Here is a 23,190-nt window from a genome sequence, read left to right as displayed (position 1 = left end):
GCCAATTGCCGACACGACACAGAACGCCAAGGCTTCGGGCGAAAGGTCGGGCGACTGGGCGTATGGCAGATACAATGTGAAGATCACCGGCGGCATTTCGACCTTCGAAAACGATCTTAAGTCGTTCACGGTGGAGAACCCGTTTGTAGCCGCTGGCACGACTTGCGCGAGCACATTCACAGCCGCAGCGAATACTCCCTGTTCGCGCATAAGCTTGATGCCCAGCAATGAAGCATATACCGGCAACATGACTGCCGGTATCGATCTGCCGTTCCGTTCCCGCTTCATGAATACCGTGCAGTACACGGCCATGCGTCAGAACGATTCGTTTCAGGACCCGACTGTCGCCACCGGCAACACCAACACCGCCGTCACCGGCATTACGAACGCCGCGACCAGCCTGAACGGCGAGGTCAATGCATTGCTCGTCAACAACGTTCTCAACACGCGGATTACCGACGACCTGAAATCCACTCTTCGCTATCGCTATTATGATAACGACAACCAGACGCCCGTGAGAACGTGGAACTGGGTCTCGGAGGACGGTGCAGTGGGCGCAGTTCGCCAGAACTTCGGCTACTCCTACACCAAGCAGAATGCGTCAGGTGATCTGACCTATCACGTCCTGAAGAACGCCTCGGTGGGCGGCTCCGCCGGTTGGGAGCGTATCGACCGCGACAAACGCGAAGCACTCCGCACCGACGAACTGATCGGCAAGGTCTACGGCGACGCGCGTTGGAACGACATCGGTCAGCTCCGGGCGAGCTATCAATATTCGGAACGCCGGTTCGACAACTACGACCCGGAGTCCTGGTACAAGACTCTTTTCCCGGGCGGCACCGGCGGCAATATGAATCCTTGGGGTATGCGCAAGTTCGACCTCGCGGATCGCGACCGCGAGAAGGCGATGGTGCTGTTCACATTCGACAACATCCCCCATGTGCCGAACCTGTCGCTCACGCCGAGCTTCGGGCTGCGGAACGACAACTATCTGACCGACCCGAACAAGATCCTTACCGACTCCGCTGGCAACACTACTACCGAGATGGGATTGCTTAAGGATAACAGCTGGAACGCCGGTATTGAGGGGTCGTACAGCTTCGGACCGGGCTTGACCGTGTCTGCCGCCTATGTGCGGGAGGAATTCGACAAGGATCTGGTCGGAAGCCTCACGACGCAGGATTCCGCGACGGGTATTATCGGCGCAACCACCGCAAACAGATATTTCAGCAACATGAAGGAGGATGTCGACACCTTCATCGTAGGCACCAACTTCGTCTTCAACGACCGGTTCGATATCAGCGCGAGCTATTCGATCGCGCTCGGCAAGGAGGATTGGACGAACAAGGACATAGCAGGAACCACCTGTGCGCCTACCAGCACTGGCGCTAACTGCGCGCCTTGGCCGACCGTCAACACGACCCTCCAGCGGATCGATGCGCAGGCTCGCTACAAGCTCGACCCGGAACTCATCACCCAGCTGGGCTTCGAGGGCGATGTGTTCTGGAAGCTGAAATACAGCTGGGATCGCTCGCGCGTCGACAACTGGCAGAACGACTATGTGACGCCGTACATGTATCTGGTCGACAACACGGCCCGCAACATCTCCATGGCGTCGTACAACCCGAATTACGACATCCACGCCGTCTCTACGTCGCTGAACTTCAAATGGTAAGCGCTGCGCCTCGCCCGAATTTCCCGGCGGGGCGCAACCGTTTTCACCTTCCGTGCGCCGGGCCATGACGTTCCCCACAGCGGCCCGGCGCACGGGAACGGAATTTGCGGCGACTGGAGTGCAAAAGCGGTGTCCGGGTTTACCGGGCGCCGCCCGACGGTCTCATCCTCCCCCGTTCGCTGATGCCGCGCAAAAATTCAACGTTTGCTACCTTGGAATTATTATCGTTCGCCTTGACGCCGAGCTTAAGCACACTATAAAGTTTATCTCCGTCAGGTTGGTCTGATTGGCGAAATTTCTACTGAAACGAAGGCTGTAACATGCGCCTGTTGCAAGTGCTAACAGGTAACCCGACTGCTTTCGCCGGGACGTTTATTCCCTCGCTTCAGAGGCGATGCTCGCTGATGCAGGGCCGATCATTGTAGCCAGCGCGACTTTACGGCGGCTGCCAATAGCGAAGAACCGGAAAACGGCGAACGATAACCAACAAAGGGAAAAGGAACGCTCCCATGGAAGATACCAGCAACAAGGCCGGAAATACGCGGCGCGAAGTTCTGAAATTTGGCGCTTATGCGCTCGGTGCGGTCGGTGCGCTCGGGCTCGTGGCGGGCAGCGCGGAAGCGCAGGTGGCGAAGAAGGCGGCGCAGTCGGCCGTCGGCTATCAGGGATCGCCGAATGGCGACAAGCAGTGCTCGAAGTGCCAGCACTTCCAGGCTCCTTCCAGCTGTCGCGTCGTGGACGGCTCCATCAGCCCGAACGGCTACTGCAAGATCTTCTCGAAGAAGGGCTAGCCCGGTTCGGGCGTGGCCATCCCGGACGGCTCGGCGGGACCGATTGCCGCGCCCGAGGGCGCGTCGCTCCGGCGGCGCGTCCTTTCGGCGTTGGGGCGGGGGCCTGCGCTGCCTGGATCCGTTGGTCTTTCCCGGCGTGATGAACCCTCCGCGCCTCCCGGCCAAGCCAGCCGTGACCGGCTCCAACGATGAGGGATGCGGCTTGAACAGCTTGATCTCGTCCCCACTAACTGGTCTTTCACGGCCTTGACACCCGAAGCTGTCGGAGTACTGTCGCGCGCGATGATCTGGATAATCTTTGCTTTATTAACGGCCGGCGTAATTCTGGCGGTGACGCGTTCGCTCCGGCGTGCGCCCGCCAATGCCCATGCTGCCGCGTCCGAGGTGGAAGTCTACAAGGCGCAACTTGCCGAACTCGACCGCGAGGCCGAACGCGGCACCGTTGGCCAAGAGGAGACGCGCCAGACGAGGCTCGAACTTTCCCGGCGCTTGCTGCGCGCCAGCCGTCAAGGCAGCGCTCAATCACGCGGGCAGGGCGCGGGTCGGAGCGGCGCAATTGCCGCTTCCGCCACAGCCGCGCTGCTCGCACTCGGCACCATCGCGACCTATGTCGTCTATGGACAACCCGGCTTGCGGGATATGCCGCTCGAAGCGCGCCTCAACGTCGCGCCGGAGATGCAAACCCTCGACGTCTTCATTGCGAAGGCGGAACGCGACCTGCGCCAGAATCCGAAAGACGTCGCCGCGTGGATGCGCATCGCGCCAGTCTATTTCCGCAACGGGCTTTTCGACAAGGCGGCCGAATCCTATGCTCGCGCCATTGAATATGGCGGCATGGACGAGGAAAAGCTCCTCGGCCTTGGCGAAGCGCTGACCTTCGCCAATGATGGCAGTATCAATGATCGCGCGCGGCTCGCTTTCGAGGCCGCAGCCAAACTCGATGCGACGTCGCTTCGCGTTCGCCTCTGGACCGGCCTGATCGCCGAGCAGGACGGACGGCGGGGTGAGGCCGAGAAAATCTACAAGGCCATGCTCGCGGGCGACCTGCACCCGGCGCTCAGGCAGCTCGTCAGCCAGCGCCTCGCCGTGCTTTCCGCGCCCGCTCAATCGAACGATGTCGCTCAGGCGAGCCCCGATGAGCAGAGCAAGATGATCCGCGGTATGGTGGACGGCCTCGCCGCTCGCCTCAAGGAGAACAAGTCCGACCTCGAAGGGTGGCTCAGGCTGATCCGTTCCTACGCGGTGCTGAAGGAAAACGACAAGGCGAAGGACGCTGCCGCGACGGCGCGCCAGGCGTTCGCATCCGACGCGAAGGCGCTTCGAGACATCGAAGCCGCCGTAAATGAGGCGGGGCTTGGCGTTAACGGTCAAGGAGGGCAACCGAAGACATGACGAGAAAGAAACGCCGCGCGGTTTTGATCGTGATGGGGCTCGCGCTGATCGGCGTGGCCTCGACGCTCGTTCTGAGCGCGCTCCAGACGCGGGTCACGTTCTTCATGAGTCCCGCTGAAGTGGCCAAGGCCGCGCCCGATCCTGCAACGCGTTTCCGCCTCGGTGGGCTCGTGGCGGCGGGAAGCTTCAAGCGCGAAGCCGACGCACTGAACGTCTTCACCGTCACCGACAATGCGGCTTCGTTGCCCGTCAATTACAAGGGCATCCTGCCCGACCTGTTCCGCGAGGGGCAGGGTGTGGTCGCGGAAGGCCGCATGGTGAACGGCGTGTTCGTTGCCGATACCGTGCTTGCCAAGCACGACGAGAATTACATGCCGCCGGAGGTTGCCTCCGCGCTGAAAAAGAACGGCCATTGGCAGGAGCAGAGCGGCAAGCAACCGGCGTCGACGCCCGGCACTTGAACCTCGGGCGGTGGCCAACGGGCCGCGTGGCGCTCAATGGCGCCGCGTAGGCGAGCCGAATGCGACCGGCGCACAGGGGGAAAGGCTAGCGAGACCGAAGCGCCGCCGATCAATCACGCGAAGCGGCGTCCATAAACCGCTCGTGCAGTGAATTTGGATTTTACGATTGCAGGTGCCCCCCTTCAGCAAAATGCAAAATTCGCAACTGCACTGAATCACTTGGTTGCTCGTGATCTTGAGACGCATCTTTTTGCTTGAGAGCATGCGGCAAGGTGGACCAAAAATATGCGCCATAGCACGATGCGCATGGGAGAAAGAAGACCGTGATCGTTGAACTGGGCCACTTCGCCCTCATCCTCGCTCTCTTCGTCGCCGTGGTGCAATTCGCGGCGCCCCTTGCCGGTTTGCGGACGCGCGACACCCGCCTCATGGCGATGGGCGACGCCGCCGCTCCGATCGCCTTCCTGCTGATCGCGGGCGCCTTTGCCGCGCTGCTGTGGGCGCACATCACATCCGATTTCTCGGTCGCGAATGTCTGGGAAAACTCGCATTCCGCGAAGCCGCTCCTTTACAAGATATCCGGCGTTTGGGGCAATCACGAAGGCTCGATGCTGCTTTGGGTGCTGATCCTCGCGCTGTTCGGCGCGGCGGTCTGGCTGTTCGGGCAGAACCTGCCGCTCGACCTGCGTTCGGCGGTGCTCTCCGTTCAAGGGTTGATCCTTTTCGCCTTCACCCTGTTCATTATCGCGACGTCGAACCCGTTCGTCCGCATCCCGAACGCGCTGTTCGAAGGGCAGGGGCTTAACCCGATCCTGCAAGATCCAGCCCTCGCGATCCATCCGCCGCTGCTTTACGCGGGTTATGTCGGCTTCTCGATGGCGTTCTCCTTCGCCGTCGCGGCGCTGCTTCTCGGGCGCGTCGACAGCGCCTGGGCGCGCTGGGTGCGGCCGTGGACGCTCGCCGCGTGGATCTTCCTCACCATCGGCATCGCCATCGGCTCTTGGTGGGCTTATTACACGCTCGGCTGGGGCGGCTGGTGGTTTTGGGATCCGGTCGAAAACGCCTCGCTCATGCCGTGGCTGACCGGTACGGCGCTCCTGCATTCCGCCATCGTGATGGAGAAGCGCGACAGCCTCAAAGCCTGGACGATCCTGCTCGCGATCCTCACCTTCAGCTTCAGCCTGCTCGGCACTTTCCTCGTGCGCTCCGGTGTGCTTACTTCGGTGCATTCTTTCGCGTCGGATCCGTCGCGCGGTGTCTTCATCCTCGCTATCGTGAGCCTGTTCACGGCGGGCGGACTGCTGCTTTTCTCGTGGCGTTCGAATGCGCTTGCCGCGAGCACGGCCTTTTCGGTGGTGTCGCGCGAATCGAGCCTTGTGCTGAACAACCTGTTCCTTGCTGTGTCCTGCGGCGTCGTCTTCGTCGGCACGCTCTACCCGCTCGCACTTGAAGCCGCCACCGGCGACAAGATTTCGGTTGGCGCGCCGTTCTTTAATTCGACGGTGGTCTGGATCTTCCTGCCGCTGCTCCTGCTTCTGCCGTTCGGCATTTTCATCGCGTGGAAGCGCGGCGATCTCGGTGAAGCGGCGCGGCGACTTATCCCGGCTGCCGTGGCGGCCATTCTGGTCGGAATCGCTTCCATCGTTGCGGGTGCTGGTTTCAAGACCGGCCTCGCGCTGACGCTGGGCGCGTGGGTGTTCGCGGGCGCGGTGTGGGAAGTTCTCTGGCGCGCGCGCTTTGCTCAAGTTTCCTTTGGCGAGACGGCACGCCGCATCCTGAACATGCGGCGCGGGCAATGGGGCGCGACGCTCGGCCATATCGGCCTCGCCATCAGCGTGATCGGCATCGCGGGTACGACCGCATGGAACGCCGAGCATCTCGCCGTGATGAAGCCCGGCGACAGCCTTGACGTCGGCAGCTACAGCATCACCTTCAAGAAGGTTTACGACGAGCCGGGGCCGAATTACACCGCGCAGGCGGGCGACTTCGAGCTGAAAAGCGGCGACCGCGTGATCGGCACCATCACCTCGGCGAAGAAGAAATACGACGCGCCGCCGCAGTCCACCACAGCGGCGGGCATCGCGGTGCGCCCGTTCGCGGATGTCTATGTCGTGCTCGGCAATGAAGCACCGGGCGGCGCCTATTCGATCCGCGCCTATTACCATCCGTTCGTGCGGTGGATCTGGGGCGGCTCGGTCCTCATGTTCATCGGCGGGCTCTTGTCGCTGCTGGATCGGCGACTGCGCATCGGTGTCGGCCAGCGGGCCGCGAAGCCGCCGCTTTCGCAAACGCCCAAGGTCGGCCCTGCCCTGCCAGCGGAGTAAACGTCATGAACGCAAAACGCCAGCGCCCCTTCCTCGCGCTCATCGCCCTGATGTTCGCCGCCGCAGCCACGCCCGCGCTCGCCGTCGACCCGCAGGAGCAACTGAATGACCCGGCCCTTGAAAAGCGCGCCCGCGACATTTCTGCTGGCCTCCGCTGCCTCGTCTGCCAGAACCAGTCGATCGATGATTCCGACGCGCCACTTGCGAAGGATCTGCGCATCATCGTCCGCCAGCAGCTCGAAAAAGGGCAGACGAACGGGGAAGTGCTGGATTACGTCGTGGCGCGTTACGGCGATTTCGTGCTGCTGAAGCCGCCCTTCACATTAAACACATTTTTGCTCTGGGCCGCACCGGTGCTGCTTATCGGCGGCGGGCTCTTGCTCGCCGGGCGACTCGTCCGACGCAAGCCCGTCGAACCGGTGCGCGCAAAGCCACTCACGCCGGAAGAGCAGGCCGAGTTGCAGGCGCTTCTCGACGGCGAAAGGCGCTCCTGAGGGACGGCTACGTCTGAGGTGAGCTTGGCGGCGCGAACGTGCGTGCGGGAGGGCGTCCGCCTCCTCCGCGCTAGGACCGCCAATGCAATTCGCCATCCTTCTCGGGCGCGATTGAAGTTGTCGCCCCCGGTTTTGCACCGAATCGGGTTCAAGCAAGAAAGGCGCGCCGTCATCGATGGCGCGCTCTTAAAGGATGTGGCAACGACGGATGACCGTTGGTCGCCACGCTAATTCACAAGGGAGTTCGCATGTGCGGGAGGTTCACGCAGCTTTACTCCTGTCCTGAGATCCTCGCCTTCTACCGCATCGTTGGCGACATCTGCCCTGACCTTGCGGCCTCCTGGAACGTCGCGCCGACGAATCAGGCGGTCGTCATCGCGGGAGGCTGCGGCGGGCTTGCGCTGACGCGTATGGCGTTCGGCCTCATCCCGTCCTGGGCGAAAGATCCGGCCATCGGCTCGAAGCTGATTAACGCGCGGGCCGAGACGTTGAGCGAGAAGGCGGCGTTCCGGCATGCCTTGCAAACCCGGCGTTGCGTCATTCCCGTTTCGGGCTTCTATGAGTGGGGTCGCATAGAGACGGGCACGCGCAAAAGCCGGAGCGCACCCGAAGCGCCGGAGCGAGCAACCGTGGCATCGGGGCAAGCGCCGCAGCGGTGCGGGCGACAGCCGTATTACATCGCAAGCGTGGGAGGGGCGCATTTATCGCTCGCCGGCTTGTGGGAGCAGTGGAACGACCGCCTGACTTTCGCGATCATCACCGTGCCGGCCAATCCCTTGCTCGCGACGATACACGAGCGCATGCCCGCCATTCTTTCCGCGGAGGATGCACGCGCGTGGATCGAGACGGGAGACGCGGCCTTGCTCAAGCCCTATCCGCGCGATGATTTGTCGATGTGGCCCGTGTCGCGGCGGGTTAACGCACCTGACAACAACGATTCGAGCCTTGTCGAAGCCGCTTTTGCCGAGCCACCCCCGGAGCCGCGAGACTCCGCGCGCAACAACGGCGAGAAGCCCGAAAGCCCCCAATTCAGCTTTCCGTTTTAGGTCCGAGCGAAAAAGCTATGCGGCGACCCGCTTGCCGACGCGGCCTCGCGCAAGGAGTTCGTCGAACAGCGCGCGATATTGCGCCATGATGGTCGCCTCCGCATAGGTCGTCATCGCCTCTTTCTTGCCGGCAGCCGCGAGACGCGCGGCGAAGTCGCTGTCTCCAAGCACGCTGCGGAAGGCGGCGGCCATGGCGACCGGGTCTTCGTTCGGAACGAGGAGGCCCGTCTCGCCGTGGCGGATAAGGTGCTCCGGCCCCGGCGAACGCACCGCCACCACCGGCAGCCGGTGCGACCAGCCCTCCAGTACGACATTGCCGAAGACCTCGAAACGCGAGGCACACACGAACACGTCCGCCGCCGCGAGGAAGGGATGCACATTGTCCTGCCAACCGAGGAAGCGGATGCGGTCATTCAAGCGAAGCTCGGTCGCAAGCGTGCGAACCTCCGCCTCGAAGCGGCCTGTTCCCACCATCCAGAGATAGGCGCCCGGCACATCAGCCAGCGCCCGGATCACGAAATCCGGCCCCTTTTCGTGCTCCATCCGCCCGGTCCACACGATCAGCGGCGCGTCTTCGGGCGTGCCGTAATCCGAGCGGCGCGCCTTCTTGACGCCGAGTTCAAGTTCGGGCACGAAATTCGGGATGTAGAAGATGCGGTCGTCGCGCCAGCCGCCGCTGCGGAAATAATCGAGGCAGCCCGGCGTGTTGCCGATGAGATAGTCGCAGCGCGCGTAATCCTCCAAGGCGTAATAGCCGCCCAGCCGCGCCACATGGATCCACGGTCCGCGCGGCGTGCGCTTGGTTGCGCGTTCGAGATGCGTCAGTACGAGGTTCGCGCGCGCCTCTTTCAGGATGCGCGGATATTTGACCGGCGTCATCAGGTCGAGCGCGCCGCCGAAGGGCAGGCTGTGCAGCTTGACCCTGGTCTTGCGCATCTGCTCCTCGGTCCAGCCGGATCGCTTGACGATAAAGCCGTGCTGAACGCCGTCGTCTTCCATGGCCTTCGCCAGCCGCATGGTAAAGCGCTGAGCGCCTCCCTTGTGGCGGCTGCCGATAGCCTGCACGAGCCGCAAGGGCTCCGTTTCGCTGCGTTGCCAGAACTGCATCGTTCCCCGCATGCGCGCTTAGGTTGCGTATCTGACAAGATACCCTCGATAAGCAGCAAATGCAATTAAAAGTTGTATCATTCTGGCGTGGATGTCTGTTGATTGTAAGGCTCGCGCCAGTCAGGCTTCGAGCGCGGGGCGGAACGCGAAGTGGCCGCGTCGCACCACCACAAAATTGTGCAGAGCTGAGACGGAAAGCGTGATTCGCGCCACAGTGTGTGATTTAACCACCATGAGACTGGTCGGCCCCGGCTGACGGTAAGACATAGCGTGTTTGGTACATGACAAAGAAAAAACTGCTTCTTCTGCCCGGCGACGGCATCGGCCCCGAAGTGATGGCTGAAGTCGAACGGGTTCTTGCGTGGCTCAACCAGAGCGGACGCGCGCAATTCGAATATGAAACGGATCTGGTCGGCGGCTGCGCCTATGACGCGCATGGCGAGGCCATTTCCGATGCCGCGATGGACAAGGCGCACGCGGCGGACGCCGTGATTCTCGGCGCAGTCGGCGGCCCGAAATGGGCGAACGTGCCCTACGCCAAGCGTCCCGAGGCCGGCCTGCTCCGCCTCCGCAAGGACATGAAGCTGTTCGCCAATCTCCGTCCCGCGATCTGCTATCCCGCGCTGACCGAGGCGTCGAGCCTCAAGCGCGAGGTGGTCGAGGGGCTCGACCTCATGATCGTGCGCGAGCTTACCGGTGGCGTCTATTTCGGCGAGCCGAAGGAAATCGTCACGCTTGAAAGCGGCGAGCGTCGCGCGGTGGACTCGCAGCTCTATTACGAGCACGAAATCGACCGGATCGCGCGCGTGGCGTTTGAACTGGCGCGGGCGCGCGGCAAGCGGCTCGCCTCCGTCGAGAAGCACAACGTCATGCGCACGGGCGTCCTCTGGAAGTCCGTCGTGACGCAGGTCCATGAAGATTACAAGGACATCGAGCTGACGCACGTGCTCGCGGACAACTGCGCGATGCAGCTTGTGAAGTGGCCGAAGCAGTTCGACACGATCGTAACCGACAACCTCTTTGGCGACGTGCTGTCCGACCTCGCGGCTATGTCCACGGGCTCGCTCGGCATGCTGCCCTCGGCCTCGCTCGGTGCGAAGGACGCGAACGGCAGGCGTCCGGCGCTTTACGAGCCTGTGCATGGCTCCGCGCCCGACATCGCAGGCAAGGGCATCGCCAACCCCATCGCCACGATCGGAAGCCTTGGCATGGCGCTGCGCTATTCCTTCGACCTCGGCAAGGAGGCGGATCTCGTCGATTACGCCATCGCTGGCGTGCTCGCGAAGGGGCTTCGCACCCCGGACATCATGCAGGACGGCATGACGAAGGTCGGCACGGTGGAAATGGGCGAGGCCATCGTCGCGGAACTGAAGCGGCTTGCGGCGTAGCGCTGGGGTAAGTCATTGACGGAGTGGCAGCGTTATCCCGCGAACCAGCAACCAGCTCGCGAAGAAAGCGCTTGAAAAGAGATCTTGAGCATTTCCGCGCTTCACGGAATCGCGGAGAAGCTCAGGAGCCGTTTACACTGCGGAAGTTCGCGTCCTTCGGCGCGGACTGCTTCCATGGGCAGCGGGAAGGAGATGAGGTGATGGCGGATCACTTCAGTCTTATCGGTTTCAAGGCGGCTTCGGCCGAAGATCTTTCGGCGCTTGTCAGCAGCTTGCTTGAACAGGGCGGCGACAAGGAGCCGTGCCCCGTCGGCTACTACCACAGGCTGCGGCTGCCCGTGGGTCCCGAACTCTGGGTCCACATGCAAAAGTCCGCCGAGGATGACCCCGATCCGTATATCGCCGTAGGCATTACGCCGTTTTTCGAGGGCGAAGGTCGCACGCCCATTCGCGTGCGCGCGTTGCGGCAGCGACCGGACGACAACCTGTTCGAGGGCGCGTTTTATGTGGAACTCGGGCCGACCATCGCGCTGATCGACGTGGTTGATTTCGCCCGCTTTGCCGGAAAGCGCGTGCCGTTCATGGCCATCGCGCAGATCGTCGCTTTCCCGCATGAATTGGCCGTCTACGAGAGCGAAGCCGCCTTCGATGCCACGCAGGTCGACAAGGACGTGAAATTCACGCCGCGATCCTTCCTTGCGAGCGGGCTTTTCACAGGCGGCGGCGACAGCGAGATCGTGTTCCTCGATCCAGAGGCGGAAGATTTTCGCGCACCCGCTCGCGCCTTCCTCACGGGCGAAGTGCAGAAGGCGGAGCTTCGCCAGAACCCCGTCACCGGGCAGGAATTCACCTGGGCGGTGATCGGGACCGCAGGCGGCACCTTCGACCTCGTCGCCGACGCCGCGATGCTGAGGCAGCCGCTCGAACCCGGCATGATCGTCGAGGGCGAATTCTGGCTATGCGGCCGCTTGATCGAGATCTTCGGCGCCGCTTGATTCGCCTGAGGAATTAGCAAACCACTTCTTTTGTGTATGCGCAGGTGTACACTACACAAAGGCAAAGTGATTCGCGCGGCGGGGGCTCATGCGGACCAATATCGATCTTGACGACACGCTCATCGACGAGGTGATGCGGGTCGCGAACGTGAAAACGAAGAAGGAAGCCGTGCATCTCGCGATGCGGGAATTCCTGAAGGCGAAGAAGAAGAAAAATCTTTTCGAACTGGCCGGAAAGATCGATTTCGACGCCCATTTCGACCACACCAGCTTCCGGCACACGCGCTACGATGCTGATTGACACCAGCACGCTCGTCGCTCTTTTCCGTGACCGCACGGGCAGGGTGGCGCGCGCGCTCCAGACTGTGCTCGAAGGGCGGGACTACTACCTGACGCGCTTCACGCAGACGGAGCTTCTCGCGGGCGCGCGCGACGAGGTGGAATGGCTCAAGCTCGCCGACTATCTCGCCGATCAGGATTATGTGGAGGCCGGCGCGGAGACGTGGTCTGCGGCCGCTCGCCTCGCCTTCGATCTCAGGCGCGAGGGGCTGCCCATTCCGGGCGCGCCCACCTGCTGCATCGCCGCGATCGCCATCGAAAACGGCATGACGCTTCTGCATAACGACGCCGATTTCGCCACCATCGCAAAAGTCAGCGCGTTGAAACATCTGCCGTTCGAAACGCTCGGAGCGGTGCGCGTGATTTGACGCACCGCCCGCATTTTCAAATCGCGCGACGGAGGCCGCGAAGGCCCTCGCCATAGCCGCGCTTTACAGCGTGCCCTTGTTCCTGCGCGCGCCGGTGAGTCGCAGGCGCAGCGCGTTCAGCTTGATGAAGCCCGCCGCGTCGTGCTGGTCGTAGGCGACCGCGCCTTCCTCGAACGTCACAAGCTCCTGATTATAAAGCGAGAACGGGCTTTCGCGGCCGACCACATGCGCGCTTCCCTTGTAGAGCTTCAGCCGCACGGCGCCGGTGACGAACTCCTGGCTCTTGTCGATGGCCGCTTGCAGCATCTCGCGCTCGGGTGAGAACCAGAAGCCGTTGTAGATCAGCTCGGCATATTTCGGCATCAACTCGTCCTTCAGGTGCGCCGCGCCACGGTCGAGCGTGATGCTCTCGATGCCGCGATGCGCCTGAAGCAGGATCGTGCCGCCTGGCGTCTCGTACACGCCGCGCGATTTCATACCGACGTAGCGGTTCTCGACGAGATCGAGTCGGCCGATGCCGTGCTTGCGGCCATATTCGTTGAGCTTGGTAAGCAGCGTCGCGGGTGAAAGCCGCTCGCCGTTGATCGACACCGCGTCGCCCTTTTCGAAGCCGACTTCGATGATTTCGGGCGTATTCGGCGCGTCCTCGGGCGACACCGTGCGCTGATAGACGTAGTCCGGCGCTTCGACGGCAGGGTCTTCGAGCAGCTTGCCCTCGGACGAGGTGTGCAACAGGTTCGCGTCCACCGAGAACGGTGCGTCGCCGCGCTTGTCCTTCGTCACGAGGATCTGGTTTTTCTCCGCGAAGTCGATCAGCGCCGTGCGAGACTTGAAATCCCACTCGCGCCACGGCGCAACGACGGTAATGTTCGGGTCGAGCGCGTAATAAGACAGCTCGAAGCGCACCTGATCGTTGCCCTTGCCGGTCGCGCCGTGACAGACCGCGTCCGCGCCCGTCTCATGCGCAATCTCGATCTGGCGCTTGGCGATGAGGGGCCGCGCGATTGACGTGCCGAGCAGGTAGATCCCCTCATAAACCGCGTTCGCGCGGAACATCGGGAACACGTAATCGCGCACGAACTCCTCGCGCAGGTCCTCGATATAGATCTGCTGAATGCCGAGCAATTCGGCCTTCTTGCGCGCGGGCTCAAGCTCTTCGCCCTGCCCGAGATCGGCGGTGAAGGTCACGACTTCGCAGCCATAGGTGACTTGCAGCCATTTCAGGATGATCGACGTGTCGAGGCCCCCGGAATAGGCGAGGACGACTTTCTTGATGCTTTTCTTGTCGGACATTTCGGGCTCTTCGCGGATGTTAGGCGCTCTCGCGCGCCAAGCTTGCCTCGCCCGGCGGACGGACGAGGGGGAAAACATGCCGCTACAAAACCCCATGTCGGGCTGAATGGGAAGTCGATTCTGGTTGCGCAATTGATTCGCGCGGCTCCGGCGGGGGATCGCGATACCAAGATGTTGATAGTGCTCATGCGTATCGCCACGCCGTGACGAGCGGAAGGGCTGGTATGCAAAAGACCTTCAATATGGGAACGAAACTGTGGCCGGTTTGCATCATAGGCGTGACCTATCATGACAGCCTAAGCCCCTCTAATTCAAGCAGGTATATTGGATTGCAATTTTACGTAGATGAAACCTCGCTGGCGCCAGCAACCCACGGTTAGTAACTAGCGGATTCTCCCGAGTTTAATCGTTTGAATAGCTCACGCCTGTGCGTGGCAGTCACGGCACTTGGGGGATTTATGAAAAAGATTTTGTTGGGTGTGGCGAGCGTCGTTGCGCTCTCGTCGTCGGCTTTTGCGGCCGATCTTTACAAGGGCAGCCTGAAGGACGCGCCCGTTTACGAAGCGCCCGCGACCTGGACCGGCTTCTACGTCGGTGCTCACGGCGGCTATGCCTGGAACTCGATCGACTTCCCGGGAGCAGCCCAATACCCCGATGGCCCTCCGCGCCCGGATCTTAAAGGCGGCTTTGTCGGTGGTCAGATCGGCTACAACTATCAGTTCGACAAGATCGTCGTTGGTGTAGTTGCGGATATTTCTGTTGCCGATCTTGAAGAGACCGTTCTCGACGGAGGCACTCTCAAAGAGACTACCAACATAGACAAGTTTGGTACGGTTCGCGCGATCTTGGGCTACTCCTTCGGTAAGGTGCTCCCCTACGCCACGATCGGTTATGGGTGGACAAGCTTGTCTTACGACCACGTTTGCCCCAGCGCCATTGACACGGCAGGTTTTGGCGGCTGCAACAGAAAACCAGGTTGGAGCCCGGTGACGACACCGTTCGCGAACCGGACATCCGGCTTTGATGCCACGACTGGTGGCCTCGTCTACGGTGGCGGCCTGAAATATGCATTCGATAATCGCTTCTCGGTGGGCGTGGAATATCTTCGGTTCAACAAGGCCGACGAAACTGGCGATTATGCCGGATACGCATACTTCCCGGCGGGCAGGACCAAGATCGAAACCGAGACGGACACTGTGAAGCTCTCGGTCGACTACAAAGTCTTCGGCGGCACCACCTACGAGCCCCTGAAATAGTCCGTACCCCATCCGGACTTCGGAAGCGGCGCCTCGCGGCGCCGTCTTTTGTTTCCGGGTGAACCTGCGACGGCACGATGCGGGCACGCGCCCGCATCGCCACCCGCGCCCCGTTCGGCTACGGGACCGCCCGTTCCACCGAACGCCGCGCCGCACATCCACGCCACCGCCCACAGCTCACGCCACCCCGTCACTGGACATCGCGCGCGGGCGCGTCCATGTTAGCCGCATGCAGGCGGAGCTTCTCTCGAACATTGCGGAATTCACAGTCTCCGAGCTTTCCTTCGCCATCAAGCGCACGGTGGAGGACGCTTACGGCCTCGTGCGCCTGCGCGGTGAGATTTCCGGCTATCGCGGGCAGCACAGCTCAGGCCACGCCTATCTCTGCCTCAAGGACGACAAGGCGCGCATCGACGCGGTTATCTGGCGCGGCACATTCAGCCACCTGAAGTTCAAGCCCGAGGAAGGGCTTGAGGTGATCGTCACCGGCCGCATCACCACCTTCCCCGGCAAATCGAGCTACCAGATCGTCATCGAGCAGCTCGAACCGGCGGGCGCGGGCGCGCTCATGGCGCTTCTCGAAGAGCGCAAGAAGAAACTCGCCGCCGAGGGGCTGTTCGACGAGAGCCGCAAGCGCCCGCTGCCGTTCTGGCCCGAGGTCGTCGGCATCGTGACGTCGCCCACGGGGGCGGTCATCCGCGACATGTTGCACGGCTTCACCGAGCGCTGCCCGACGCGCGTCATCGTGTGGCCGGTACGCGTGCAGGGCGAAACCAGCGGTGCGGAGGTATCTGCCGCAATCCGTGGCTTCAACGCGCTTGATGGCTTTGGCCTGCTGCCGAGGCCCGATCTGCTCATCGTTGCGCGTGGAGGGGGCAGTCTCGAAGACCTCTGGGGCTTCAACGAGGAAGCCGTGGTACGCGCCGCCGCCGAAAGCGCGATCCCGCTGATTTCCGCCGTCGGCCACGAGACCGACTGGACGCTGATCGACCTCGTCGCCGACGCTCGCGCGCCCACGCCCACAAAGGCCGCCGAATGGGCCGTGCCGAAACACGCCGACCTCATAATCCGCCTCGGCGAGTGCATCGAGCGCGCGCGGCGCTGCGTCCGCCGCAACCTGGAACAGTTGCGCGCTGAGTTTCGCGGCGCGGAACGTGGCCTGCCGCGCCCGCATACGCTCCTTCAGGTGCCGCGCCAGCGCCTCGATACGGCGGGCGCGCGACTCGGGCAGGCGCTCATCTATTTCACGGAGCGATCGCGCGGACGCTTCGAGCGCTCCGCCGTGCGCCTCTCGCCGCGCCTCGTCGCGCGGCCCATCGTCGAGGCTCGCGAGCGTCTCGGCCGTGCCGCCACCTTCAACGCGCGCGCCTTCCGCGATGTCATCGTCCGCAAACGCGAGCGCTGGACCGTCCGCGCCGAGCGCCTCAACGCGGGCCTTCTCGCCACGCCGACGCAACGCGGGATAGAGCGGCTTCTCATGCTCGCGGCCCGCGCCGATCAGGCCGTGACGCACCTCGCGCACCGCCACAGGCAGAGGCTCGCCGCGCTGGGCCAGCTTCTCCAGAGCCTTAGCCACAAGAGCGTGCTCGAACGCGGCTTCGCGCTGGTGCGAGACGCGGACGGCCGGGTGATACGCCGCGCCGCATCGGTGCCCGCCGCTGCGGCTCTTGACATCGAATTCGCGGATGGTCACGTTCAGGCTCACAGGGCCGCCGCCGACGCGGAAGCCGACACTTCGGCGTCGCGCCGACGCTCAGCCGCGCAGGCACCCCGGCGCGCGACTTCCAAAGACAAGGACGGGCAGGGCACGCTGCTTTAAGGATCGACAGAGATGAATCGCATGGAGCGCCCCTTCGCTTTCGGGCAGGAAGCAAAAATCCGCTATCTCGACGGCGAGTTTCAGGTGCTGAAGCACGGCGCGTATGTGCGTTGCGCCGTAACCGACGAGCCGATCCGCATCGAAGAACTGAAATACTGGAGCGTGGCGTATCAGGAGCCGTATATCAACGCGGCGGCCTCGCTGCGTCGTCATCTTGAGCGCCAGCGCGCGAAGGGCTGAGGGGGTAATACCTACGCGCCACGCCGTGGGGTCGAGCGAGCGATGGCCGTCAGCAGAGCCGCTTCGTCTTCGGCCTCGAAACGAACGTCGATGGGCAGAGCCTCGGCGGCTTCGTAGAGTTCAGCCAGCGCGCCGGCACCGCCTTTCAGCCGCGCCCGGTCTTTCTCTGTCGTGACGAGACGTGCGCCGAGAGCCCGCGCACCCGCCAGTAGCCCGCGTGCATCGGCCTCTGTGAAGGGATGATGATCCGGGAACGCCCGCGCCTCCGCCACGGCGACGCCCGCACCGCTCAACGTATCGAAGAACTTGCCGGGTCTGCCGATGCCGCAAAAGGCCAGCACCGGCTGCGCCCGAAGCGCATCGTTGATCAGTGGCACGATCTCCGCGCGAAAGACGGGCACACCGGCGCGCTTCAACCGCTCATCGCCGGGAAACGGAGACGCGGCCGCGCCGCCGAGGACGACGATAGCATCGGCGCGCGAAAGCTGTGCATCGAGCGGCGCGCGTAGCGGTCCCATCGGGGACACGCGGGCATTGCCGATCCCAACGCCGCCGTCCACCACCACGAGGCAGAAATCCTTGACGAGCGACGGGTTCTGAAAGCCGTCGTCCATGATGATGATGTCGGGTGCCGCGCTGTCGTGCGCGGCGTGCGCCGGTATCGCCGAGCGCGCCCCCACTTGTGGCATCGACGCGAGGGGGGCAGCATGTACGGACACATGTGCCGTTTTAAGTGCGGCCGGTCCGTCATGCTGCGTCGGCAAAGACGCACGCGCGACCGATGCGTCCTCCGGCAACAACTCGCTGCGCCCCGTGCCCATTCCCTCGATGAAACGAGCGCCCGCTCGCCTGTCCCGGCTCAACACGGTTGGCGCGGCGCGGACCAAAAGCAGAGGCTCGTCGCCGACCCGCTTCGCGCCGTCCGCATCGCCGTCGATCAGATAAGGACCGCGCTCGCTGCCGCCGTAGCCGCGCGTGAGAAAGGCGGGCTGCCGACCAACACTGCGCAGCAGATTGGCGAGCTTCAGCGCGACCGGCGTCTTGCCCGCGCCGCCCATCGTGAAATTGCCGACGCAGAGAACGGGCAAGTCGCTGCGATACGGTTCCGCCTTGCGGAACCTGCGCTCGGCGATGGCGCCATAAACGGCCGACACGGGCCAAAGCGCCCAGGCCGCGAGCGGCGTTCCGCCGCCGTACCACCAGCGCGGTGGCTCAAGGCGCATCGTGCGGAAGGAGTTCGGGTTGAGGTGCCGCGTCGCCGGGCGCGGAGGCCGGAAGCCACGGCGCGAGCGCTTCGAGCGTCTTTTCCAGCGCGCCGCCGAGCGTGGTAATCGCGGCGGCAGCGTTGCGCTTCGCGTGCGCGGCCGCCTCGGCATCCTCGAAAATCTGCCGCGCGGCGACGGCGATTTCGGCTGCATCGTGCACAAGGCGGAAACCTTCGAAGCGTCCAAGCGTCTCGTAGGTTTCGGTGAAGTTGAAGGTATGCGGCCCCGAAAGAATGGCCGCGCCGAGCTTGATGGCCTCGATCGGGTTTTGTCCGCCGTGCTCGACGAGCGAGCCCCCAACGAAGGCGGCGTCGGCAAGCGTATAGAACAGCCCAAGCTCGCCGATGGTGTCCGCGACATAGATATGCGTGGTGTCGGCGATTGCGTCGCCCGCTGACCTCCGCGCGACGGTGTCGCCGCGCGCCGCGGCAAGCGCCGCAACGTCTCCGCCGCGTTCGGGGTGGCGCGGCGCGATCACGGTCAGCAGCGACGGGACGGCCGCGCGAAGCGTTTCCGCCGCGCGGAGCACGATTTCGTCCTCGCCCGGATGCGTGCTCGCGGCGAGGAACACAGGGCGCTCGCCGATGGCGCGGCGCAGATCGTCCAGCGCTCTTGCGTCGACCGGCGGCGGCGGTGCGTCGTATTTCAGATTGCCGGTCACGACGATCTTTCGCGCGCCGAGGCTCTTGAGCCGTTTCGCAATTCGGCGGTTCTGCGTCAGCACGAGGTCGAAGCGCGAGAAGACCGGCTGGCTCAGGCTCGACAGCCGCCGCCATCGTTGCGTCGAACGCTGTGACATACGCCCGTTGACGAGCGCGAGCGGAACGCCCGCGTCGCTCGCCTCGACGATGAGGTTCGGCCAGATTTCGGATTCGACGAAGAGGCCGAGATCGGGGTGCCAATGCTCGATGAAGCGCTTGCAGAAGATGGGGTTGTCGAGCGGCACGAATTGATGGATCGCGCCTTCCGGAAGCCGCTCCTTCGCGATTTTGGCCGAGGTCGCGGTGATGGTGGTCAGGAGCAGATTCAGCGTCGGATTACGGCGCTTCAACTCGTTCATGAGCGCGAGGACGGAGTTCGTCTCACCGACGCTTGCCGCGTGGAACCATGCGAGCGACCCCTCGGGACGCGGGGCGGAGGCGATGCCGAGGCGCTCGCCAAGCCGCTCCGGCACTTCCTTGCCGCGCGCGGCGCGCCGCTTGAGGATGGTCATGGCGGCGGGACGGGCCGCCCACGTCGCGCCGCGATAGGCCGAAAGCAGAAAGCCCGACTTGCGCGGCGGCCGTTTTTCGTCCGGCAGCGTGCGGATCACGTTGCCGCCCGCGAGTTCATAGGCGCGAACCGTGGCGGTGTTCATCGCGTCTTCTACCAGTTGACGGTAGCGCTCCAACTCGGCTTCGTCGGCATCGCGCGGCACATGGATCGGATCGCCGACAACCATGGCAAGCCTGGTGAACGGCAGGTTGATCGTCATGCGGCTCCACGTGGGCAGCGTGAGGAACCGCCCCGTCGCGACGGCGGTCGGGAGGATCGGCCGCCCGGACATGCGCGCGATGGTGACAATGCCGAGTCCGGCGACGCGCGCAGGCCCCGGCGGAATGTCCGTTGTCATGGCGACGGTGGTGCCGCCCTTCAGCGCCTTCAGCGCCGCCCGAAGCGCGCCCGCGCCGCCGCGATCCTTGCCGGAATCGCCAGCGCCCGCGCCGCGGATCAGCCCCATGTCGAAATGGAGAAGCGTCCGGCCGATCATCTCGCCGTCCGCGTGCTTGGCAACCATGTTGCTGACCGGCATGGTTTTGGGCTTGATCAGCGGCATGCAGAGAAACTGGCCGTGCCACATCGCCACTATGGACGGATGGTGGCTCAGAAGGCGCGCGTCGGTGTCCACGGGGTCGCGGATGACCTTGGACGTGGCAAGGACCATGCGGACATGACCGGCCGCCAGCCCGCTGATCCTGTCCATGAACAGATCCGATTGCTGCACTCGACGGAGGAATTTCTCTGGCTTTGGGGAAGCTGACGTCATCAATCGCTGCACGTATGTCCTGAGGCAAGGACGGTGTTAGCCCAAAGGATCGCCGCATGAAAGCCCTAAGCTTCGGCTCCCCTGCTTATCCGTTGGGCAGACGACTAAAGTGCATCGCCCATGCGTTCCGCGAGGAGGGGATGCAGAAGCGGTCCGGCCGCGAGGTAGCCCGGCACCTTCGCGCTTTTGTTGTTGAAGCGGAACCTTTCGCCGCTCGCGTCCGTAACGACGCCGCCTGCCTCCGCGACAAGCAGCGAGCCGGGTGCCACGTCCCATTCCCATTTCGGCGGCAGGGCGAAGGACGCATCCCCGACGCCGCTCGCAACGAGGCAAAGGCGATAGGTCATCGAGCAAATGTGGACAGGATGCACCTCAGGCCAGGGGCGCTTCCACCGGCTGCCTTTGAGATGCGAGGGCGAAACGATGAGCGTTGCGCCGGAAAGCGTGTCGCGTGTGCTGACGGCGATCGGTCGGCCGTTGAGGAAGGCGCCGCCGCCACGGCATGCCTCGTAGAATTCACCGCGAACGGGATTGACCGCCGCGGAAAGAATGACTTCGCCATCCTCGACGAGCGATAGCGCGACGGTCCAGTCATCCTTTGCGTGAATGAAAGACTGCGTGCCGTCGATTGGATCGAGAACGAACACGCGCCGCGCCGAAAGCCGCGCCTCATGCTCGGCGCTCTCCTCGGACAGCCAGCCGTAATCGGGGCGTGCCTCGCGAAGCTTCGCCGCGAAAAGCGCGTCGACAGCGCGGTCGGCTTCCGTGACCGCCGTTCCGTCCGCCTTCGTTTCCTCGCGGATGCCACGGCCCCAATAGGATAGCGCGAGTTCTCCGGCTTCGCGCGCGGTCTCCCGGACCAGTTCGAAATCCCGTGCGAGGTCATCCGTCATGTGTATCAAACCGGGATCGGGATCATGTCGAGGATCAGCGCGAAAAAGACGATCGCGCCGAACAGGTGATTGCTGCGGAAACGGTCGAGGCAATTCTGCCCGTCGTCCATATCGAGCGTCGCGATTTGCCAGATGAGGTGCCCGGCCGCGAGCGCCATGCCTCCGTAGAAGATATAGCTCGCGCCCACGAGAACGCCCGCTAGCGTGATGCCGACGATGGTGATGCCATAGAAAAGCGCGAGCCACGCGGGCGTGTTTTTCCCGAAGCGCAGCGCCGTTGATTTCAACCCGATGACGGCGTCGTCTTCCTTGTCCTGATGCGCGTAGATCGTGTCGTAACCGATCGTCCACGCCACCGCCGCAGCGTAAAGCAGGATCGGCGAAACGCCGAGCGAGCCGAAGATGGCCGCCCAGCCCATGAGTGCGCCCCACGAGAAGGCGAGTCCGAGCACGGCTTGCGGCCAGAAGGTGACGCGCTTCATCAAGGGATAGATAAGGACGATGCCGACGGACGCGAAACCGAGCGCGATGGCGAAGACATTGAACTGGATCAGCACGGCGAGGCCGACGAGGCAGAGCGCCACGATCAGCGCGAACGCTGCCTTGACGGAGATGCGTCCGCTCGCGAGCGGTCGGCTCTGCGTTCGCGCCACTTTCGCGTCGATGTCGCGGTCGAGGATGTCATTATAGACGCAACCCGCGCTTCGCATGACGAACGAGCCGATGGCGAAAAGCACGAGCAGCCAGAGGTAAGGAAGCGTCGAAGCGAAATTGGGGAAGTCGTTGAGATACCGGGCCGCCAGCGCCACCGACCACCAGCAGGGCCATAACAGAAGCCACACTCCGATGGGTCGGTCCGCCCGCATGAGCCGCAGCCAGGGCTTGAGGCTCTCGGGTGCCAGACGGTCGACAAAATTGCGATGTGGCGCGTCGGGGATCGTCTCTGCGGGAGATGCGCCGGCGCTCACCTTGCTTCCCGTTTCAGGCCATGTCGTTGGCATCGAATCCTCGTTCCCAGCCGATTTTTCTCCGTCGCGCGAAATTGCTGCAAATCCTATGCTAAGTTTCAGCCCGTGTCCTAAACATTACCCAAGCAGCACAGTTCGACGCCATGGCCATGCAACGAATTTTTGTCGCAAACAAACTCGACCCCGACGGGGAGATCGCGCTGGATACCGCGCAGGCTCACTACCTGCTGAATGTCTTGCGGCTGTCGGAGGGAGCGGAATTTCTGACGTTCGACGGCACGAGCGGAGAATGGCGCGCCAAGATCGTCAAGGCAAGGAAAAGCGCCTGCACGATTCGCCTCACGGAGAAGGTGCGCGAACAGACCGCGCCGACCGGGATTCATTATGCGTTTGCCCCGCTGAAACAGGCGCGGCTCGATTACATGGTGCAGAAGGCCGTGGAGATGGGCGCATCGCTTTTGCAGCCGGTTATCACGCAGCACACGGCGGTGCCTCGTCTCGGTGCCGACCGAATGAAGGCGAACGCCATCGAGGCGGCGGAGCAATGCGGCGTGCTCACCCTGCCGGAGATCAAGGCGCCGGTGAAGTTTGCGGCGTTCCTTCAGGCGTTCGACAAGGATCGCGCGCTGGTGTTCTGCGACGAACGCGCGGAGGTCGCCTCGCCGCTCGACGCGCTTGCGGCGCTCTCGGGCAGGAAGGTGACGGCGCTTATTGGGCCGGAAGGCGGGTTTTCGGAAAACGAGCGCGCCGATCTCCTTTCGCGGAGTTTCGTTTGCCCGATTTCGCTCGGTCCGCGCATCATGCGTGCGGACACGGCTGCCGTCGCCGTGCTCGCATTGCTTAATGTGACGGTGGGAGACTGGCGGCGTTGAAAAAACGTCGTACGAGTCACTATAGTGTCGCCAAACATCCAAACTCAGGCGGCGACAGGGCCTCTCATGTTAGCGAACAACGATAAAGCGCCTTCGATCGAAAGCCGCGATGAACTTGTGGCGGAAATCGCCAAGGGCGAGAAGCCGAAGGCCGACTGGCGCATCGGCTCGGGGCACG

General features: G+C 63.4%; 21 protein-coding genes. 15 read left to right on the top strand and 6 right to left on the bottom strand.

Annotated features, from left to right (window positions below; all coding sequences use genetic code 11):
• From T281_RS09335 to T281_RS09305, 7 genes are all read left to right on the top strand, one after another.
• Nucleotides 1-1,675: MtrB/PioB family decaheme-associated outer membrane protein (locus T281_RS09335; RefSeq protein ID WP_037237688.1), on the top strand; the 1,675-nt coding region annotated here is incomplete at its 5' end.
• A gap of 509 nt (nt 1,676-2,184) precedes the next feature.
• Nucleotides 2,185-2,466: a hypothetical protein gene (locus T281_RS09330; protein WP_037237684.1), complete on the top strand. Its 282-nt coding sequence runs from the start codon at nt 2,185-2,187 to the stop codon at nt 2,464-2,466.
• Nucleotides 2,467-2,661: 195 nt separating this feature from the next.
• On the top strand, nt 2,662-3,858 hold the full coding sequence (gene ccmI / locus T281_RS09325) for a c-type cytochrome biogenesis protein CcmI (RefSeq protein ID WP_081796702.1): 1,197 nt from the start codon (nt 2,662-2,664) through the stop codon (nt 3,856-3,858).
• A complete protein-coding gene (gene ccmE / locus T281_RS09320) occupies nt 3,855-4,319 on the top strand; it encodes a cytochrome c maturation protein CcmE (protein ID WP_037237679.1) in 465 nt (154 codons plus the stop codon). The genes ccmI and ccmE overlap by 4 nt, the downstream gene beginning before the upstream one ends.
• A 323-nt stretch (nt 4,320-4,642) precedes the next feature.
• Complete coding sequence (locus tag T281_RS09315) at nt 4,643-6,643, top strand: heme lyase CcmF/NrfE family subunit (RefSeq protein WP_037237677.1); 2,001 nt, start codon at nt 4,643-4,645, stop codon at nt 6,641-6,643.
• Between the two features lie 5 nt (nt 6,644-6,648).
• A complete protein-coding gene (locus tag T281_RS09310) occupies nt 6,649-7,137 on the top strand; it encodes a cytochrome c-type biogenesis protein (protein ID WP_037237674.1) in 489 nt (162 codons plus the stop codon).
• A gap of 248 nt (nt 7,138-7,385) precedes the next feature.
• A complete protein-coding gene (locus tag T281_RS09305) occupies nt 7,386-8,183 on the top strand; it encodes an SOS response-associated peptidase (protein WP_052037311.1) in 798 nt (265 codons plus the stop codon).
• Between the two features lie 15 nt (nt 8,184-8,198).
• On the opposite strand, the gene T281_RS09300 is transcribed toward T281_RS09305, so the two are convergent.
• On the bottom strand, nt 8,199-9,290 hold the full coding sequence (locus T281_RS09300; protein WP_162173149.1) for a glycosyltransferase: 1,092 nt from the start codon (nt 9,288-9,290) through the stop codon (nt 8,199-8,201).
• A 281-nt stretch (nt 9,291-9,571) separates the two neighbouring features.
• On the opposite strand from T281_RS09300, the gene leuB reads away from it, so the two are divergent.
• From leuB to vapC, 4 genes are all read left to right on the top strand, one after another.
• The gene (gene leuB / locus T281_RS09295) at nt 9,572-10,678 is read left to right on the top strand and encodes a 3-isopropylmalate dehydrogenase (RefSeq protein WP_037237671.1); all 1,107 of its coding nucleotides are present in this window, start codon (nt 9,572-9,574) and stop codon (nt 10,676-10,678) included.
• A 200-nt stretch (nt 10,679-10,878) separates the two neighbouring features.
• Entirely contained in the window at nt 10,879-11,673 is a 795-nt protein-coding gene (locus T281_RS09290; protein WP_037237668.1) for a hypothetical protein, read from the top strand.
• A gap of 88 nt (nt 11,674-11,761) precedes the next feature.
• A complete protein-coding gene (locus T281_RS09285; protein WP_037237665.1) occupies nt 11,762-11,974 on the top strand; it encodes a type II toxin-antitoxin system VapB family antitoxin in 213 nt (70 codons plus the stop codon).
• Nucleotides 11,964-12,380 carry a type II toxin-antitoxin system VapC family toxin gene (gene vapC, locus T281_RS09280; protein ID WP_037237661.1) on the top strand — a complete coding sequence of 139 codons (417 nt, stop codon included), beginning with the start codon at nt 11,964-11,966 and terminating at the stop codon, nt 12,378-12,380. The genes T281_RS09285 and vapC overlap by 11 nt, the downstream gene beginning before the upstream one ends.
• A gap of 63 nt (nt 12,381-12,443) precedes the next feature.
• On the opposite strand, the gene T281_RS09275 is transcribed toward vapC, so the two are convergent.
• Complete coding sequence (locus tag T281_RS09275) at nt 12,444-13,673, bottom strand: argininosuccinate synthase (RefSeq protein ID WP_037237658.1); 1,230 nt, start codon at nt 13,671-13,673, stop codon at nt 12,444-12,446.
• A 458-nt stretch (nt 13,674-14,131) separates the two neighbouring features.
• Between T281_RS09275 and T281_RS17700 the strand changes: the two genes are divergently transcribed.
• The 3 genes from T281_RS17700 to T281_RS09260 all read left to right on the top strand — a co-directional run bounded on the left by T281_RS17700 (nt 14,132) and on the right by T281_RS09260 (nt 16,988).
• Nucleotides 14,132-14,929: an outer membrane protein gene (locus tag T281_RS17700; protein WP_052037309.1), complete on the top strand. Its 798-nt coding sequence runs from the start codon at nt 14,132-14,134 to the stop codon at nt 14,927-14,929.
• 229 nt (nt 14,930-15,158) lie between these two features.
• The gene (xseA, locus tag T281_RS09265) at nt 15,159-16,748 is read left to right on the top strand and encodes an exodeoxyribonuclease VII large subunit (RefSeq protein ID WP_037237655.1); all 1,590 of its coding nucleotides are present in this window, start codon (nt 15,159-15,161) and stop codon (nt 16,746-16,748) included.
• Nucleotides 16,749-16,760: 12 nt separating this feature from the next.
• Nucleotides 16,761-16,988: a DUF2093 domain-containing protein gene (locus T281_RS09260; protein ID WP_013420756.1), complete on the top strand. Its 228-nt coding sequence runs from the start codon at nt 16,761-16,763 to the stop codon at nt 16,986-16,988.
• A gap of 11 nt (nt 16,989-16,999) precedes the next feature.
• On the opposite strand, the gene lpxK is transcribed toward T281_RS09260, so the two are convergent.
• The 4 genes from lpxK to ubiA all read right to left on the bottom strand — a co-directional run bounded on the left by lpxK (nt 17,000) and on the right by ubiA (nt 22,173).
• A complete protein-coding gene (gene lpxK / locus T281_RS19095; protein WP_037237652.1) occupies nt 17,000-18,211 on the bottom strand; it encodes a tetraacyldisaccharide 4'-kinase in 1,212 nt (403 codons plus the stop codon).
• On the bottom strand, nt 18,201-20,216 hold the full coding sequence (locus T281_RS17695; protein WP_245269200.1) for a glycosyltransferase N-terminal domain-containing protein: 2,016 nt from the start codon (nt 20,214-20,216) through the stop codon (nt 18,201-18,203). The genes lpxK and T281_RS17695 overlap by 11 nt, the downstream gene beginning before the upstream one ends.
• Nucleotides 20,217-20,383: 167 nt before the next feature.
• Entirely contained in the window at nt 20,384-21,172 is a 789-nt protein-coding gene (locus tag T281_RS09245) for a 3'(2'),5'-bisphosphate nucleotidase CysQ (RefSeq protein WP_037237650.1), read from the bottom strand.
• Nucleotides 21,173-21,177: 5 nt separating this feature from the next.
• A complete protein-coding gene (ubiA, locus tag T281_RS09240; RefSeq protein ID WP_037237647.1) occupies nt 21,178-22,173 on the bottom strand; it encodes a 4-hydroxybenzoate octaprenyltransferase in 996 nt (331 codons plus the stop codon).
• Between the two features lie 116 nt (nt 22,174-22,289).
• Between ubiA and T281_RS09235 the strand changes: the two genes are divergently transcribed.
• Nucleotides 22,290-23,012: a 16S rRNA (uracil(1498)-N(3))-methyltransferase gene (locus T281_RS09235; RefSeq protein WP_245269199.1), complete on the top strand. Its 723-nt coding sequence runs from the start codon at nt 22,290-22,292 to the stop codon at nt 23,010-23,012.
• Nucleotides 23,013-23,190: the final 178 nt, after the last annotated feature.

The sequence above is a fragment of the Rhodomicrobium udaipurense JA643 genome (assembly GCF_000636015.1).
In the GTDB taxonomy this organism is placed as follows: Bacteria; Pseudomonadota; Alphaproteobacteria; order Rhizobiales; family Rhodomicrobiaceae; genus Rhodomicrobium; species Rhodomicrobium udaipurense.
Note: the sequence above shows the minus strand (reverse complement) of the source record. Positions and strands in the feature narration are given on the sequence as shown.

Bases quoted from the DNA above. Each gene is read 5' to 3' on its own strand.
- T281_RS17700 (WP_052037309.1), top strand. From the start codon at position 14,132: ATGAAAAAGATTTTGTTGGGTGTGGCGAGCGTCGTTGCGCTCTCGTCG.
- ccmE (WP_037237679.1), top strand. From the start codon at position 3,855: ATGACGAGAAAGAAACGCCGCGCGGTTTTGATCGTGATGGGGCTCGCG.
- T281_RS09305 (WP_052037311.1), top strand. From the start codon at position 7,386: ATGTGCGGGAGGTTCACGCAGCTTTACTCCTGTCCTGAGATCCTCGCC.
- T281_RS09330 (WP_037237684.1), top strand. From the start codon at position 2,185: ATGGAAGATACCAGCAACAAGGCCGGAAATACGCGGCGCGAAGTTCTG.
- T281_RS09290 (WP_037237668.1), top strand. From the start codon at position 10,879: ATGGCGGATCACTTCAGTCTTATCGGTTTCAAGGCGGCTTCGGCCGAA.
- xseA (WP_037237655.1), top strand. From the start codon at position 15,159: ATGCAGGCGGAGCTTCTCTCGAACATTGCGGAATTCACAGTCTCCGAG.
- T281_RS09235 (WP_245269199.1), top strand. From the start codon at position 22,290: ATGCAACGAATTTTTGTCGCAAACAAACTCGACCCCGACGGGGAGATC.
- vapC (WP_037237661.1), top strand. From the start codon at position 11,964: ATGCTGATTGACACCAGCACGCTCGTCGCTCTTTTCCGTGACCGCACG.
- T281_RS17695 (WP_245269200.1), bottom strand. From the start codon at position 20,216: ATGGACAGGATCAGCGGGCTGGCGGCCGGTCATGTCCGCATGGTCCTT.
- T281_RS09310 (WP_037237674.1), top strand. From the start codon at position 6,649: ATGAACGCAAAACGCCAGCGCCCCTTCCTCGCGCTCATCGCCCTGATG.
- T281_RS09300 (WP_162173149.1), bottom strand. From the start codon at position 9,290: ATGCAGTTCTGGCAACGCAGCGAAACGGAGCCCTTGCGGCTCGTGCAG.
- ccmI (WP_081796702.1), top strand. From the start codon at position 2,662: ATGCGGCTTGAACAGCTTGATCTCGTCCCCACTAACTGGTCTTTCACG.
- leuB (WP_037237671.1), top strand. From the start codon at position 9,572: ATGACAAAGAAAAAACTGCTTCTTCTGCCCGGCGACGGCATCGGCCCC.
- T281_RS09275 (WP_037237658.1), bottom strand. From the start codon at position 13,673: ATGTCCGACAAGAAAAGCATCAAGAAAGTCGTCCTCGCCTATTCCGGG.
- lpxK (WP_037237652.1), bottom strand. From the start codon at position 18,211: ATGCGCCTTGAGCCACCGCGCTGGTGGTACGGCGGCGGAACGCCGCTC.
- T281_RS09260 (WP_013420756.1), top strand. From the start codon at position 16,761: ATGAATCGCATGGAGCGCCCCTTCGCTTTCGGGCAGGAAGCAAAAATC.
- T281_RS09285 (WP_037237665.1), top strand. From the start codon at position 11,762: ATGCGGACCAATATCGATCTTGACGACACGCTCATCGACGAGGTGATG.
- T281_RS09245 (WP_037237650.1), bottom strand. From the start codon at position 21,172: ATGACGGATGACCTCGCACGGGATTTCGAACTGGTCCGGGAGACCGCG.
- ubiA (WP_037237647.1), bottom strand. From the start codon at position 22,173: ATGCCAACGACATGGCCTGAAACGGGAAGCAAGGTGAGCGCCGGCGCA.